We start from the raw sequence: 15,126 nt of genomic DNA, 5'->3' as shown, positions 1-15,126 counted from the left end.
GAAAACGGTCGTCGGACGCACCGACACTGAGTGCGGTGCGTCCGAGAAACGACTAAACGTCAAGAAAGCGAACATCTTTCGCGTTACGCGCGATGAAGCTTCGGCGGGCGGACACGTCCTCGCCCATCAGGACGCTGAACAGTTCGTCCGCGGCCGCGGCATCGTCGAGAGTGACCAGACGAAGAACTCGCACTGCCGGGTCCATCGTGGTTTCCCACAGCTCCTTGGCGTTCATCTCGCCGAGGCCTTTGTAGCGCTGGACGCCGTCCTCGACGTTGATCTTGCGCTTGTTGGCGATACCGGCCTCGAGCAGACCGTCGCGCTCGCGGTCGGAGTACGCGAAATCCGGTTCGCCGCGGCTCCACTTGAGCTTGTACAGCGGCGGCATGGCCAGGTAGACGTGACCGTTCTCGATCAGCGGCCGCATGAACCGGAACAGCAGGGTCATCAGCAGGGTGGAGATGTGCTGGCCGTCGACGTCGGCGTCGGCCATCAGCACGATCTTGTGATAGCGCAGCTTGGCGATGTCGAACTCGTCGTGAATGCCGGTGCCGAACGCGGTGATGATCGACTGGACCTCGTTGTTCTTGAGGACGCGGTCGATGCGGGCCTTCTCGACGTTGATGATCTTTCCGCGCAGCGGCAGGATCGCCTGGAACATCGAGTCACGGCCGGATTTGGCCGAGCCGCCGGCGGAGTCGCCCTCCACGATGTAGATCTCGGACTTGCTCGGATCGTTCGAGCGGCAGTCTGCGAGCTTGCCGGGCAGGCCACCGATATCGGTTGCGCTCTTGCGCCGCACCAACTCTCGCGCCTTACGCGCGGCCATGCGGGCCTGCGCGGACGAGACCGCCTTGTTGATGATTGTCTTGGCATCGGCCGGGTTGGACTCGAACCAGTGCGAGAGGTGCTCGTTGCACGCCTTCTGCACGAACGAGCGAATCTCGGTGTTGCCGAGCTTGGTCTTGGTCTGTCCCTCGAACTGGGGCTCCCCGACTCGCACCGAGATGACGGCGGCGAGGCCTTCGCGGATGTCGTCGCCGGTGAGCTTGACGTCCTTTTCCTTGACCAGTTTCTTCTCGATGGCGTACTTGTTCACCGTCGACGTCAGCGCGGTACGGAAACCCTCTTCGTGGGTACCGCCCTCGTGCGTGTTGATCGTGTTGGCGAAGGTGTGCACCGATTCGGAGTAACCAGCGTTCCACTGCATGGCGATCTCGACCTCGTGGCCCTCACCCTTGCCGGTGAAGCCGACGACCGAGTTGTGAATCGCGGTCTTGGTGCGGTTGATGTGCTTGACGAAGTCCACCAGACCGTCGGGGTAGTGGTACGTCCGCTTACGAACCTTGGCCGGCTTCGCGTTGGCCGCGTCGGCCTGCTCTTCCTCGGCGGTCTTGGGTGCCTCGGCGGTCTCGCCGAGTTCTTCCTCGGTCGCGTCGGTGGCCGCCACTCGCTCGTCGGTGAAGTTGATGGTCAGTCCCTTGTTGAGGAACGCCATCTCCTGCAGGCGACGGTGCACGGTCTCGAAGCTGTAATCGAGGGTCTCGAAGATCTTGCCGTCGGCCCAGAACCGCACCGTGGTGCCGGTCTCCGTGGTGTCGCCGACGGTCTCGAGTGGGCCGGGCTTGGCGTAATCGTACGTCTGCTTGTAGCGGTGACCGTCACGCGCGATCTGCAGTTCGACCTTGGTCGAGAGTGCGTTCACGACGGAGATACCGACGCCGTGCAGACCGCCGGAGACGGCGTAGGAGTCGGAGTCGAACTTGCCACCGGCGTGCAGCTGGGTCATGACGACCTCGACGGTGGGAACACCGGAGGAGTGCATGGCGACGGGGATGCCTCGGCCGTCGTCCTTGACCTCGACGCTGCCGTCTTCGTGGATGGTGACGTCGACGGTGGAGGCGTAGCCGGCCATGGCCTCGTCGACGGAGTTGTCGACGACCTCCCAGATCAGGTGGTGCAGGCCTCGTTCACCGGTGGAACCGATGTACATACCGGGCCTCTTACGGACTGCTTCCAGGCCCTCGAGGACCGTGATGGACGAAGCGCCGTAATCCTTGCTGTTCTCACTGTTACCTGACTTCTGGGCAGCCACGGTTAGCTGGTTCTCCTTCTACGCGTCCACTACCCCGCTCACACCTGCTGTAGGTGCTACCGCAGGGTCGGCACGGTCGTTTCCGCCGTGCTCGGTCCATGCGTTTGTTCCGGGCTTGATGTCGTACCGGTCCATAGTACTGGGTGGCTGCGACAGCATGGGGACGATGACACCCCTAAAAGGCCCCTGATTGCTTCACAGGCGCATTTTCTCGACATCGGACGACAAAGATGAAGGGTAAAACCGGCGATTCGGCTACAGATCGAGGACGATCCGTTCTCCGTCCGACCGCGAGACGCAGATCAACATCTCGTGCCGCTGCTCCTCGGTCGTCAACCGATTCTCTCGATGCTGCGGTGTTCCGCTGAGCACTCGCACCCGGCACGTGCCGCAGAAACCCTGCTGGCACGAGTACGCGACGTCCGGCCTGATGCGTCGAATGGCATGCAGCGCAGTCTCTTCCGCACCGACCGACAGAATTTCGCCGGAATCGACGAGCTGCACCTCGAATTCCGTCCCGTTCTTCACCGGCGGCGGTGAGAAGCGCTCGAAGTGCAGATGCGTGGCCGGGAGGGCGTCGAACGAGGCGCGAACGAGGTCGATCATCGGCGGCGGACCACATACGTAGACCGAACCGCCGGGGGCCGTCGAGCCCAGCAGATCCATGCTCGACGGCATGCCGTCCACGTCGTCGGTGCGCACGGTGACCCGGGCGGGATCCCAGCCCTCGATCTCGTCGAGAAACGGCATCGACTCGCGGGAGCGGCCGCAGTAGACGAGGTGCCAGTCCATGCCCAGATCGCGGGCACGGCGCACCATCGAGATGATCGCGGTGATGCCGATTCCACCCGCGACGAACACTGCATGTTCGGACGGTACGAACGGAAACCCGTTGCGCGGCCCCCTGATCGACACCGCAGTGCCGACCGTCAGCGCGTGCATCTCCGGAGATCCGCCGCCGCCGTCCGGCACGAGTCGTACTGCAATCGAGTACGTGTCGTCACTGGGCAATCCGCACAGGGAGTACTGCCGTCGCCGACCGGACGGGAGGTAGAAATCCAAGTGCATTCCCGGTGCCCACGCCGGCAGAGCCGACCCGTCGGCGGCGGCGAAGGTCAGCTGGACGACCTGTTCGTCGATGCACAGAACGTCATGGGAGACCAGTGTCAGTTCTCGGGTACGCGCGACGGGAGGGGCCGCGAACGAGGCGTCGTACTCACCGTTGTCGAGGAGGGCGAACCACTTGTCCAGTGCATCGGTGACCAGCGAGACCGTCTGATCCGGCTCGTCACGCCCGTACAAATTCTGTGGAATCGTGCGGCCTACTCGGAACGAGTCGACCTTTCGAGCCATCGCGTCGAGCCTGCTCCGCAACGTGCGTTTGGTCATCGATCAGCGGACCGCGCCGCCGGCGAGGTGGCGAGATACTGCACGGCCTGGGCCGTCGAGCCTTCCTGAGACGGGTGATACGTGCTCTTGAAGTACCGCAGGGACGCCTTGACCATGGACATCGGAGTCGGAAACAGACCGGCCTTGGCGACGCGTCGGAATTCCCGGAACGACGGCGTGCGCTCCTTCGGCGACAGATGCGCCAACGTCGGATCCTGGCTCATGAGGTATCGCACGCCGCGCGTCCAGAACCAGACGAGAGTGGGTGCAATGACCACGTAGGTACGGATACGCCGGGCCGGCCGAACGTCGAAGTAGCGCATCACCTCGTACGCCACCGAACGATGCTCCACTTCTTCGGCGCCGTGCCACCGCAACAGATCTAGCATGACCGGATCGACGTCGGCTTCGTCGAGCTCGCGCGCGTTGAGAACCCAGTCGCCGAGGAACGCGGTCAGATGCTCGGCGGCCGCGATCAAGGCCAGCCGCTCCACCAGGCTGTTCTGACCGTGGCCCGAGCGATTGCCGAGTGCGCGTCCGAACAGGAACTTCATCTGGTCGACGTACGGATCGACATCGATGCCGTGGGCCCGAAGCTGATCGTGGACCTCGGTGTGGGCCTGTGCATGCATGGCTTCCTGGCCGATGAAGCCGATCACGTCGTCGCGCAACTGATCGTCGTGGATGAGCGGCAACGCCTCTTTGAACGTGCGCACGAACCACTCCTCGCCCTCGGGCAGAAGCAGGTGCATCACGTTGATCAGGTGGGTGGCCAGGGGATTGCCGTCCATATAGTGCAGCGGCAGAGTTTCCCAATCGAATTCGACGTTCCGAGCGTGCAGAACCACTCTGTCTTCGGGGGTCCCATCGACGTCGACCGCCGTTGTCGACGCCTTCTTCGTAGGTGCAGACACAACTTCTCCTCGTCCGATGGCCGCATGGAACAGTATTCGGTCCCCCGACCGTTGCGTGTCCCGAATCACGCTACGCATACCAACTGTCTCACAGCAACACTGCCCCCAACATCTGTTGAGGATCACCTGGACCAGGGGCTACGTCGAACGCGCATTGGGAACAGTCACTATCCGTAGGTGTCCCGCGGACCACGACCTTTGACGTGTCGCTCGCCTTTTCGCCAGCTCTGCGTCGTCGGCCCGGTGATCCGAAGCGACGTCACCACACCGTGGCCCACCGCCGCCGCGATCTTCGCCAGAATCTGCGACTGCATCAATCGGAGCTGCGTCGCCCACGCAGTCGACTCGGCGGAGATGCTGAGCACTCCGTCCTTGAGGCCGGTGGGGTCGGCGTGCGCCGAGATGTCCTCACCGACGACGCTGGGCCACCGCCCCAGCACGGCACCCTCGGATACCTTGGCCGACCAACCACGCTTGGACGCGATCGAATTCGCCAGTGCTCCGAACGCCTGCGGATCTCGATCGTCGGGGCCAGCCCCCGACCAACCCCGTCGTCGACGCCCCCGCAGTGCCCGGACACCCCCGGTCGGTGACGAACGACCTTGACCGACCGACTTGCCGCTCGCCTTGGCCGCGGCCCGGGCATCTTCGAGCGCCCGACGCGCAAGGTCGACGCCCTTCAACTCCGGCTGCTCATCCGGTGCCGGTGAATTTGTCTCGTCGCTCATGACACCTCACTCTCCGACGTCGACAGCTCGGTGATGGTCGAAATACGCCCTGCCGCACCGGAATCGGATTCCTGACGAGCTTCGACGCCGTAGCGTCGTGCATCGAGTTCGGGTGGCACGTCCTCGGGAACCGCGGCGGTGATCAGTACCTGTTCCGCGTCGGCCGCAACCGCCGCCAGGGCCGTGCGACGCTTGCGGTCGAGCTCGGCGAACACGTCGTCGAGCATCAGGACGGGGTCGGTCCCGTCCTCGCGCAGCAACGAAAAGGAGCCGAGCCGAAGAGAGAGTGCATACGACCAGGATTCACCGTGGCTGGCAAAGCCTTTGGTGGGTCGGTCGCCGAGCATCAGTTCCAGATCGTCTCGATGGGGCCCGACCAGACACACCCCACGTTCGATCTCTCGCTGCCTCATCACCGAAAGCTGGTGTAGGAAAGCAGCTTCCAGCACGTCGACGTCGTCGGACTCCGGTGCTCGGCCGGCATCGGAGAATTCCGGCGGCAGTGCCTCGGCGAGACTGCAGCGATAGGACAACGTGGCGAGCCGCGATTCCGGCGCGATCGACTCGTAGGCCTGCTGCACGAAGGGCATCAGCTCGTGTACCAAAGATATTCTGGCCGACAGCAATCGGGCACCGTGGGTAGCAAGATGGCCGTCCCAGACATCGAGCGTGGCCAGAGCGCTCGAGCCGTCGGTGGACGACGAGCCTCGGCGCAACGCCCCGCTGGCGGTCTTGAGCAGTGCCGACCGCTGACGCAGCACCTTGTCGTAATCTGCACGCACAGCGGCCATTCGAGGAATTCTGGTGGTGAGCAGCTCGTCCAGATACCGACGGCGCTCACTCGGGTCGCCGCGCACCAGCGAGAGGTCCTCGGGTGCGAACAACACACTCTGCAGTACACCCAGAATTTCTCGTGGTCGACGCAGCGGAGACCTGTTCATCCTCGCCTTGTTCGCCTTGCCCTCGAGCAGTTCGACGTCGATGATCAACTCGCGTCCGTGGTTGACCACGGCGCTGCCGACGAACGCGGTGGACGCACCTGCCCTGATCATGGGCGCATCGGTCGAGACCCGGTGCGAGGACAGCGTCGACAGATAACCGAGTGATTCCAGCAGGTTGGTCTTACCGTGGCCGTTGGGCCCGACGAACACGGTCGATCCCGGGCCCAGGTCGACGATGACGTCGTCCCAGGACCGGAAATCGTGAAGTTGCAAAGACCGGACGAACACTTACTCGGTGTTCTTCGGCGCGGGTGCGCGCAGTGTCTCGTCCGCATCCGCCTTCTTGACGGCATGCCCGCCGAACTGGTTCCGCAACGCCGACACTGCCTTCATTGCAGGCGAATCTTCTTGTCGCGAAGCGAATCTCGCGAACAGAGCTGCGGAGATGACCGGGGCTGGTACGGCATGCCGAATGGCCTCCTCGACGGTCCATCGACCCTCGCCGGAGTCCTCGGTGTACCCCGAGATCTCACTGAACTCCGGATCCTGACCGAGTGCCTCGACCAACAGATCGAGCAGCCACGACCGCACGACGGTGCCCTTGCTCCAGGCCCGCAGTACGCCCTGCACGTCCTGCACCAATTCTTCGGCCTCGAGGATCTCGTAGCCCTCGGCGTACGCCTGCATCAGACCGTATTCGATGCCGTTGTGCACCATCTTCGAGTAATGCCCGGCACCGACAGGGCCGGCGTGGACGAATCCGTCCGCGCGTTCCCCTTCCGGACGCAGGGCGTCGAAGATCGGCATAGCGCGTGCAACGTGCTCGTCGTCGCCGCCGACCATCAGGCCGTAGCCGTTCTTCAATCCCCAGACACCGCCCGAAACTCCGGCATCGATGTACCCGATTCCCTTGGCGTCCAACAGTTCTGCGTTGGGCTTGTCATCGGTGAAACGCGAGTTTCCACCGTCGATCACCAGGTCGCCCGGTTCGAGAACATCCCCGAGCCCGGTGATGGTGTCCCGGGTGATCTGGCCGGAGGGCACCATCACCCACACCACCCGGGGGGCGGTGAGGGATTCCGCGAGACCGGCGAGTGACGGAGTGTCCGTCACCTCGGGCCTCGGGTCGTAACCGATGACCTCGTGGCCGTGCTCGCGCAGCCGCTCGCGCATGTTGAAGCCCATTTTTCCGAGACCGACCAAGCCCAGCTGCATGAGGAAGCGTCCTTGTCTGTGTCAGGTGTAATTCCGGTCGAGCGGGAGTGGAGCCGGCGGAACGACTCGTACGATCCCGCAACTTCAACAGTAACCAGGCAGGATCAGCCCGGCAGCCTGACCGGCATCAACAGATAGGTGTATTGGGACTGAGGCGCCGCGAACTTGCCGGAATCGTCGGGCACCAGCTCCTCGTCCGACGTCGGACGCAGCACTGCAGGCCGACTCGGGGTCGTGAAACCGAACGTGACCTTCTCGCTGTGCAAGGAGGACAGGCCGTCGATGAGGTACCCCGGGTTGAACGCGATGGTGAGCGCCTCGCCCTGGAAGTCGGCCGGCAGAGCTTCCTCGGCGCGGCCGGCATCGTCGCCGCCTGCCGACAGCAGCACACCTTCGGCGTTGAATTCCAGACGCACCTGCGCACCGCGTTCGGCGACGAGTGCCACGCGCTTGATGGCCTCGACCAGCGGCGCGATCTCGAGTGTTGCGACGGCAGTGTGTTCTGCCGGCAGCAACTGACGGAACTTCGGGAATTCCGCATCGAGCAGACGAGTGGTCGTGCGGCGCCCGTCACTGACGATTCCGAGCAAACCGTCGCTCCCGATGGAGGAACCCGAACCGAGAGCCAGCTCGACGGGCGAACCCGCGTTGCCGCCGAGAGTCTTGGCCGACTCGGACAGAGTCTTCGCCGGAATCAGCACTGCGGTGGTGGTGTCGGCGCCGGCGGGAGTCCAGTCGACCTCACGAACCGCCAACCGGAATCGGTCGGTCGCAGCCAGCACGACGTTGGTGCCGTCGATCTCGACACGGATACCGGTCAGCATGGGAAGCGTGTCGTCCTTGCCCGCCGCAATGGCGACCTGGGCAATGGCCTCGGAGAAGACATCACCGGCCAGCGAACCGGTGTTGCTGGGCAACTCGGGTAGCTGAGGATAGTCCTCGACCGGCATCGTCGGCAGCGAGAATTTTGCGCTTCCGCAGTTGACGAGAACGCGAGTCCCGTCGACGGTGACGTCGACGGGCTTGTTCGGCAACGACTTGGTGATATCGGCAAGTAGCTTGCCCGACACCAGAACTCGTCCTGCGGTGGCCACTTCGGCCGACACCTTCACCTGGGCGGAGACCTCGTAATCGAAGCCCGAGACCGTCAGACCCTGTTCGTCGGCGGCGAGCAGAACGCCACCGAGAACGGGAACGGGCGGCCGGGACGGCAGGCTGCGGGCCACCCACGCCACGGAATCGGAAAAATCTTCACGAGCAACGCGAAACTTCAAACTTCCAAGCTCCATCGCTCGGCATTTCCTCTCGTTCGGGGCATTCGTGTGCACAGTCGAGCGGTGCGACCACGATCGTCGCGGCTCCAACCGATGCAACGACGAGTCTGGCACATCCAGCGCAAGCACACCGTATGCCCTTCGAGACGAAGTTGAAAGCTCGGGCGAGGCCGCGAAGGGCACCGATGCGGTCGTCGGAAGGGGGCTGTGAACGGATCGTTCCCCAACACCTGTTTTCAAAGAAGTTCTTTCAAGGAGAAAACAGAAGTATTAATAGGTCCTGTGCAATCTGTGCATGGAGACCTCGCGATGCTGGTGGCTCGGCGTGGTGTCGTGGGGATGAACTCGGGACCAATCTGCGGTTGACGGACGGCTGCCTGTGGACCAATCGCATCGGTGCACAGGCGCCCACATTCCATCCCCAGAAGTCGACGGTTGTCCACATGGTTATCCACAGGTGTGAATCAATGGTCGTCGGCTCCGAAATGTCATCCGATTCGGCCCAGAATCGGCGCGGAATCGACCCAGATTCGATCCGGAATCGACTGGAGATCGTGTTCGATCGACGCCCGAGTCGAACCGAGGCGGCACCGATCACCGACGAAAACGGCGACGGCACCGACCCCCGCGATGGGAATCGGCGCCGTCGCCGTCGTTGCCGAAGGACTGTGGAGCTATCGCTTCGAGCGCTGCTTGATGCGCGCCGTCAACTCCTGGACCTGGTCGTAGACCTTGCGACGCTCGGTCATTTCCTTGCGAATCTTCTTGTCCGCGTACATCACCGTCGTGTGATCTCGGCCGAACGTCTGACCGATCTTCGGTAGCGACAGGTCGGTGAGCTCTCTGCAGAGATACATCGCGATCTGCCGGGCCATGGCCAACGCTCGGGCCTTACCCGGTCCGCACAGGTCCTCGATGGAGGTGTCGAAGTACTCCGCGGTGACGGCCATGATCGTGGCCGCGTTGATCTCCAAGCTGGACGAATCGGGAATCAGGTCACGTAGGACGACCTCGGCGAGGGTGAGGTCGAGGGCCTGTCCGTTCAACGAGGCGAATGCCGTCACGCGAATGAGGGCGCCTTCGAGCTCGCGGATGTTGCGCTCGATGCGGCTGGCGATCAGCTCCAGGACGTCGTGCGGCACGTCGAGTCGATCCATCCGAGCCTTCTTGCTCAGAATGGCGATCCGCGTCTCGAGCTCCGGTGGCTGGACGTCGGTGATCAGGCCCCACTCGAAGCGGGTACGCAGCCGCTCCTCGAGGGTCGCCAACTGTTTGGGTGGTCGGTCGGACGAGACGACGATCTGCTTGTTGGCGTTGTGCAGCGTGTTGAAGGTGTGGAAGAACTCTTCCTGGATACCTTCCTTGCCCTCGATGAACTGAATGTCGTCGACCAGCAGCACGTCGGTCTCCCGGTAGCGGCGCTTGAACGCCACCTTGCGGTCGTCACGGAGACTGTTGATGAAGTCGTTGGTGAATTCTTCGGTGGAGACGTACTTGACGCGCATGCCCGGGAACAGGCGCTGCGCGTAGTGACCGGCCGCGTGCAGCAGGTGCGTCTTGCCCAGGCCCGATGCCCCCCACACGAACAACGGGTTGTACGCCCGGGCGGGTGCTTCGGCGATGGCGACCGCGGCGGCGTGCGCGAACCGGTTGGAGGCGCCGATCACGAACGTGTCGAAGGTGTACTTCGAGTTGAGGCTGTTGGCACCCGACGACGGTGGCGTCGATTCCGGTGGTTTGGTGAAGTACGTCGGCCACGAGTTCTGGACGCTGGCGAGGGCTTCCCGCTCGTCGTCCACTTCCTCGTAATCGGCGGTCTCGGAGTCCGACGGCTCGTCGTCTCTGCTGGTCAGGACGCGGCGCCGGTACGTCGGGGAACTGACGGCATCGGGATACGTCGAGCGCTCGGTTTCGAGCTTCTCGTCCTCGGGGGCGGAGATCCGAACGCCGAGACCTTCGACACCCTGTCCCAGATGACGCCCCAGGGCTCCCAGGATGGGTTCGCGCAGGTCACGTTCGATCGCTTCCTGAGCGAAGGTCGACGGGACGGCGAGCAGAGCGAAGCCCTGAGTCAACGTGAGCGGTTTGACCAGCGCGAGCCAGGCCTTCTGGCCCTTGGTCAGCGGCGACCCACTGTGTCGGTCGGACGTCAGCTCCGCGACTACCTCGGGCCAGATGCGCGCAAGCGCATCCGGATCGTCGTTCACGTCGATCCCTCCGTCGTCGAGCTTGTAGGTCTCGCCGGACTCCGACAACCGATTCGGTGCGGCGTTTCGAACCCGCGCAACCGCGTCGTCGGATAGCGTCGTCGATCGTGCGCCTCCGCGGCCGAGACAAGGGTCCTTCGGTGGACCCCGCAAGGTACGAATATGCCACCTGAACTGTGTTTCCACACAATTATCCACAGGTGTGGATAAACGACACCGATGTGAGCCCAACCGTCACCGAGTGGCGTGGTAGTACGTATACGACAGTCTGACCTGCGGCGATAGCCATTGTCAGTCGTTCGATCGCAGCAACGACCAGTTGCGCGGCGCCGCGGAACGACAGATATTGTCGACTCTTCGGCCCGTCCCAGGTCTCGTCGTCCGTGGCCTGTGTATGAATCGACGGATCGGTCGATGTCGAGCGAGTTTGACCACCGGTGACTCGATCAGTACTCTCGAACAGTCACCCAATAGCGAGGTGGCCGATGCTTGCTGGCTGCTCACAGTCTGTCTTCACTCGGATTTCTCGCTCGGGAGGCTAGCGAGTTCATCCGAACTCGCTGAGAACCTTTACAGCAGGCGCCGACAGATCGGCGTCTTCGAATCTCGAGGAGTGTTGACCGTGGCCAAGGGCAAGCGGACGTTCCAGCCGAACAATCGCCGCCGCGCGCGCGTTCATGGCTTCCGTCTTCGTATGCGTACCCGTGCGGGTCGTGCAATCGTTTCCGCACGTCGCGGCAAGGGCCGCAAAGAACTCACAGCCTGATAACCGTTCGTCCGAAGCTTGGAGCTCGGGATGCTTCCTGAGCCGAATCGGCTGCATCGCGCACGTGACTTCACCGTGGTGATGCGTCGAGGACGCCGAATGGGTAGATCGGACCTGGTCGTACACGCAGTTGCGCGTCACGAGCAGGACATCGCATCCACCGTTCATGGGCCACGTTTCGGATTGATCGTCAGCAAGGCAGTCGGGCCGGCCGTAACTCGTCATCGAGTTGCGCGCCGGCTTCGGCATATCTGTGCCGAGGTGATCGACGGGCTCGCGGTGAACACCGACGTGGTCATTCGAGCACTTCCAGGTGCTGCGCACGCATCCTCGGCAGATTTACACGTTCAACTGCGTTCAGGTTTGAAGAAGCTCGGTCTACTCGAAGCTCCGAAGGGTCCGCCGTCATGACATTCATGGGCAACCTTCGTTCCATTCCTGCTCGAACTCTCGTCTACTGCATCGTGTTGTACCGGACCTATGTGTCCCCGATGCGGCCCCCTACCTGTCGCTTCTCCCCCACCTGCAGTGAATACGCCATCGAGGCGCTCCAGGTGCACGGGATGCCGAAGGGCTCGCTCCTGGCAGTCGTCCGCCTCCTCAAATGTGCTCCCTGGCACTCTGGAGGCTGGGACCCGGTGCCCGAACCCGGTAGGTGGCGCGCAACCGTCACCGAGCTGACCGAAACCGAAGAACACCACGATCTCCTGCGAGTGGAAGAACAGAGGAGTACATAGAGCCGTGCTCGACTTCATTTACTACCCGGTTGCCTGGATTCTCTGGGTGTGGCACAAGGTGTTCGGCTTTGTGTTCCAGGATCCCAGCAATGGCTTCGCCTGGGCATTGTCCGTCGTCTTCCTCGTCTTCACCCTCCGGCTGATCCTGTACAAACCCTTCGTCAAGCAGGTACGCACGACGCGGCAGATGCAGGAGCTACAGCCGCAGATCAAGGCGCTGCAGAAGAAGTACGGCAAAGACAAGCAAAAAATGGCCGTCGAGATGCAGAAGCTGCAGAAGGAACACGGCTTCAACCCGCTGATGGGTTGCCTCCCCGTGTTGGCACAGGCACCGGTGTTCATCGGCCTGTTCCACGTGCTTCGCTCGTTCAACCGCACCGGCACCGGTTTCGGTCAGCTCGGGCTGACGCCCGAAGAGAATCGTGAGCTGTCGAACTACGCGTTCAACGTGTCCGATGTGCAGTCGTTCCTCGATGCTCGTCTGTTCGGTGCACCGATCTCGGCGTGGATCACGATGCCGCAGGATCAGCTCAACGCTTTCGCTGTGGGTCCGGGAGCAACAATTCCGTCCACATGGGTCATCGCGGCCGTATCCATCCCACTGATGATCATCGCGGCGATCATGACGCACCTGAACTCACGTGCGTCGGTCGCACGTCAGAGCGCTGCCGCAGCAGCAAACCCGCAGTCCGCGATCATGAACAAGCTTGCGCTGTACGTGTTCCCGCTCGGTGTCCTCGTCTTCGGCGCATTGCTTCCGATCGCCATCCTGCTGTACTGGGTCAGCAACAACACCTGGACCTACGCGCAGCAGCACCTGGTGTTCGGCAAGATCGACAAGGAAGAGGCCGCCAAGGTAGCGGCCGCCGCCGAGAAGCGCTCGGAGAATGCGCCCAAGCCAGGAGTGAAGCCGGTCTCGACCACCAAGCCCAAGCCCGGTGCTCGGCCGAAGCTCTCGAAGATGGCACCGACAGGTGAAGAGTCCTCGACCGATGCCGGAACCACCGGGACGGAGTCCTCGTCAGGGTCTGCCACGCCGAACAAACCGCGACCGCAGGCGAACAGGAACAAGTCGACCAAGCGCAAGCGGCGCTGACCGACACGTCGAGAGAAGGACGAACATGGCAGCGCACGCCGAAGAAGCACAGAACGACGAAGTACGGAACGCAGCAGCTGGGGATGGAGTGGGTGACGTGATGGTCGAGACCGATCAGGTGAGTGCCGTCGAGAAGGAGTCCGACGACGAAGCAACCGTCGGCGACGCCGTACAGAAGACGCCGTCGGTTCCCACGAACGCCGATGACGTTGCGGACTCGAATGACGACGATTCGGATGAGGACGACGAAGACGACGAGGACTACTTGGTCGAGGAAGGCGAAATCGCCGGCGACTACCTCGAGCAGCTTCTGGACGTTCTCGATTTCGACGGAGACATCGACCTCGACGTGGAGGGTGATCGCGCGATCGTCAGCATCGACGGCGGAGACGATCTCGCCAAGCTCGTCGGTCGCAAGGGCGAGGTACTCGACGCTCTGCAGGAACTGACCCGTCTGGCTGTGCAGCAGTCGACGGGCGAGCGCAGCAAGCTGATGCTCGACGTTGCCGGGTGGCGCGCCAAGCGACGCACCGAGCTCGGGAACCTGGGTGCCGAAGCAGCACGTCGAGTACTCGAATCCGGAGAGCGTGAAGAACTGACTCCGATGACTCCGTTCGAGCGCAAGATCGTGCACGACGCAGTCGCCAAGATAGACGGTGTCGCAAGCGAGAGCACCGGCGTCGAACCCGCTCGACGGGTAGTCGTCGTCAAGGCATAGCGACACTTTCGATAAGCGATGGCCCCCACTTCGGTGGGGGCCATCGTCGTTTGTGTTGAAAGCTCGGGCTTGAATTGCATGGATGTAATTTGCCTTGGGTGTTAGCGATCGGACGGGCTCCGAGAACGAAAAATACAGGGCCCAGCGGTATCGGACGCTTTCGTCACTGTGACGGGTGGTTGCAGGGCGGCTCTGTCCGTGATTCCACGTGATGAACGATGTTTCACGTGAAACGAACGCTGAGGCAGATGTCAATTGGTAGGTCGAGGTGGCTCGCCCTTGTGGCGGTCATACGCACGCCGACCATGCGACCGGATCCCGTTTGGTCGACAGCCGATGATCGAGGAATGCCTCGCGGCTCGGCGAGGTCGAGGGTGTCAACCAACTCTTGGACCCCAGCCGATTGCGAGTAGCCGAGACCACCCATCGTGCAGACGCTAAGAAGCGCCTGCATAGTTCTGTCGGCGTCAACGCACGTGGTTGCTCAGTTCCAAGTCCGAGGAAGGAACCAGCCACGGTTGTACAGCGGACTACACGACCGTCGGTTCCCTTGCCGCGATGCGCGCCCGCAGCGGGGACTTCGTCACCGTGGCCCATTGCGCGATGACACGGCAGGCGGGCCTCCGTGTATCGGCCTGGCACACCGGGTTAGTTCATGACCGCGAACTCTGCTGTCGTGTCGGAAGAAGGTGTACTCCCCAATTGCCGAGACGCTATCGGATGACGACGAGAGCCGATCGACGGACGGTGGGTTGTCACTGTGCTGTGCGTGCTGCGCGAACTTCTAGAGGCATGAGGCGTAGCAGGATCCGTCTGGGTGAATTCTGTGATGACCTTGTTCTGGATTGCGACGGTGGAGAGTCCGGCGCGGTGATGTCGCAGGTTAGGTCAAATGAGCATGACCGGTTCACCATGGCGTGACGTGTGGCGGCCGGCAGTTTCGTAGTCACCGTCGGTCTCGTCACGCTGAGCTTGACTCGATACACCAGCATCGGATCTCGAGTGTCTGCGAACGCAGGATCACTCATCCTGGGTGCGCCCCGGCA

Annotated in this window: 13 protein-coding genes; 5 read left to right on the top strand and 8 right to left on the bottom strand. The window is 62.8% G+C overall.

Annotated elements, in window-relative coordinates; genetic code table 11:
- Positions 1-52: 52 nt before the first annotated feature.
- The 8 genes from gyrB to dnaA all read right to left on the bottom strand — a co-directional run bounded on the left by gyrB (position 53) and on the right by dnaA (position 10,763).
- Positions 53-2,095 (bottom strand): DNA topoisomerase (ATP-hydrolyzing) subunit B, encoded by a 2,043-nt coding sequence (gyrB, locus tag J2X62_RS08905; RefSeq protein WP_027494993.1) that lies wholly within the window; start codon positions 2,093-2,095, stop codon positions 53-55.
- A 255-nt stretch (positions 2,096-2,350) separates the two neighbouring features.
- Entirely contained in the window at positions 2,351-3,448 is a 1,098-nt protein-coding gene (locus tag J2X62_RS08900; RefSeq protein ID WP_371832719.1) for a 2Fe-2S iron-sulfur cluster-binding protein, read from the bottom strand.
- A 32-nt stretch (positions 3,449-3,480) separates the two neighbouring features.
- A complete protein-coding gene (locus J2X62_RS08895; RefSeq protein WP_027494995.1) occupies positions 3,481-4,398 on the bottom strand; it encodes a metal-dependent hydrolase in 918 nt (305 codons plus the stop codon).
- A 167-nt stretch (positions 4,399-4,565) separates the two neighbouring features.
- Positions 4,566-5,126, bottom strand: a complete 561-nt coding sequence (locus J2X62_RS08890) for a DUF721 family protein (protein ID WP_094621757.1) — start codon at positions 5,124-5,126, stop codon at positions 4,566-4,568.
- Entirely contained in the window at positions 5,123-6,355 is a 1,233-nt protein-coding gene (recF, locus tag J2X62_RS08885) for a DNA replication/repair protein RecF (protein WP_310179806.1), read from the bottom strand. Before recF ends, J2X62_RS08890 begins: the two co-directional genes overlap by 4 nt.
- Entirely contained in the window at positions 6,356-7,282 is a 927-nt protein-coding gene (gene gnd, locus J2X62_RS08880) for a phosphogluconate dehydrogenase (NAD(+)-dependent, decarboxylating) (protein ID WP_027494998.1), read from the bottom strand.
- Between the two features lie 104 nt (positions 7,283-7,386).
- A complete protein-coding gene (dnaN, locus tag J2X62_RS08875) occupies positions 7,387-8,571 on the bottom strand; it encodes a DNA polymerase III subunit beta (RefSeq protein WP_027494999.1) in 1,185 nt (394 codons plus the stop codon).
- A 659-nt stretch (positions 8,572-9,230) separates the two neighbouring features.
- Positions 9,231-10,763, bottom strand: coding sequence for a chromosomal replication initiator protein DnaA (dnaA, locus tag J2X62_RS08870; RefSeq protein ID WP_027495001.1), 1,533 nt, complete (start codon positions 10,761-10,763; stop codon positions 9,231-9,233).
- 622 nt (positions 10,764-11,385) lie between these two features.
- Here dnaA and rpmH point away from each other — a divergent pair.
- Genes rpmH through J2X62_RS08845 form a run of 5 tightly spaced genes read left to right on the top strand, consistent with a single transcriptional unit; the run spans position 11,386 to position 14,080 of the window.
- Complete coding sequence (rpmH, locus tag J2X62_RS08865) at positions 11,386-11,529, top strand: 50S ribosomal protein L34 (protein ID WP_026347786.1); 144 nt, start codon at positions 11,386-11,388, stop codon at positions 11,527-11,529.
- Positions 11,530-11,559: 30 nt separating this feature from the next.
- A complete protein-coding gene (gene rnpA / locus J2X62_RS08860; RefSeq protein WP_032367623.1) occupies positions 11,560-11,940 on the top strand; it encodes a ribonuclease P protein component in 381 nt (126 codons plus the stop codon).
- Entirely contained in the window at positions 11,937-12,266 is a 330-nt protein-coding gene (gene yidD / locus J2X62_RS08855; RefSeq protein WP_027495003.1) for a membrane protein insertion efficiency factor YidD, read from the top strand. The genes rnpA and yidD overlap by 4 nt, the downstream gene beginning before the upstream one ends.
- Before the next feature lie 4 nt (positions 12,267-12,270).
- Complete coding sequence (yidC, locus tag J2X62_RS08850) at positions 12,271-13,362, top strand: membrane protein insertase YidC (protein ID WP_310179779.1); 1,092 nt, start codon at positions 12,271-12,273, stop codon at positions 13,360-13,362.
- A 25-nt stretch (positions 13,363-13,387) separates the two neighbouring features.
- On the top strand, positions 13,388-14,080 hold the full coding sequence (locus J2X62_RS08845) for a R3H domain-containing nucleic acid-binding protein (protein WP_032371398.1): 693 nt from the start codon (positions 13,388-13,390) through the stop codon (positions 14,078-14,080).
- The last annotated feature ends 1,046 nt before the right edge of the window (positions 14,081-15,126 follow it).

The sequence above is a fragment of the Rhodococcus sp. 3258 genome (assembly GCF_031456475.1).
GTDB classification, from domain to species: Bacteria; Actinomycetota; Actinomycetes; order Mycobacteriales; family Mycobacteriaceae; genus Rhodococcoides; species Rhodococcoides fascians.
The sequence above is the reverse complement of the archived record's forward strand: the minus strand, read 5'-3'. Positions and strand labels throughout refer to the sequence as shown.

Bases quoted from the DNA above. Each gene is read 5' to 3' on its own strand.
- J2X62_RS08900 (WP_371832719.1), bottom strand. From the start codon at position 3,448: ATGGCTCGAAAGGTCGACTCGTTCCGAGTAGGCCGCACGATTCCACAG.
- J2X62_RS08890 (WP_094621757.1), bottom strand. From the start codon at position 5,126: ATGAGCGACGAGACAAATTCACCGGCACCGGATGAGCAGCCGGAGTTG.
- gnd (WP_027494998.1), bottom strand. From the start codon at position 7,282: ATGCAGCTGGGCTTGGTCGGTCTCGGAAAAATGGGCTTCAACATGCGC.
- dnaN (WP_027494999.1), bottom strand. From the start codon at position 8,571: ATGGAGCTTGGAAGTTTGAAGTTTCGCGTTGCTCGTGAAGATTTTTCC.
- rnpA (WP_032367623.1), top strand. From the start codon at position 11,560: ATGCTTCCTGAGCCGAATCGGCTGCATCGCGCACGTGACTTCACCGTG.
- yidD (WP_027495003.1), top strand. From the start codon at position 11,937: ATGACATTCATGGGCAACCTTCGTTCCATTCCTGCTCGAACTCTCGTC.
- J2X62_RS08845 (WP_032371398.1), top strand. From the start codon at position 13,388: ATGGCAGCGCACGCCGAAGAAGCACAGAACGACGAAGTACGGAACGCA.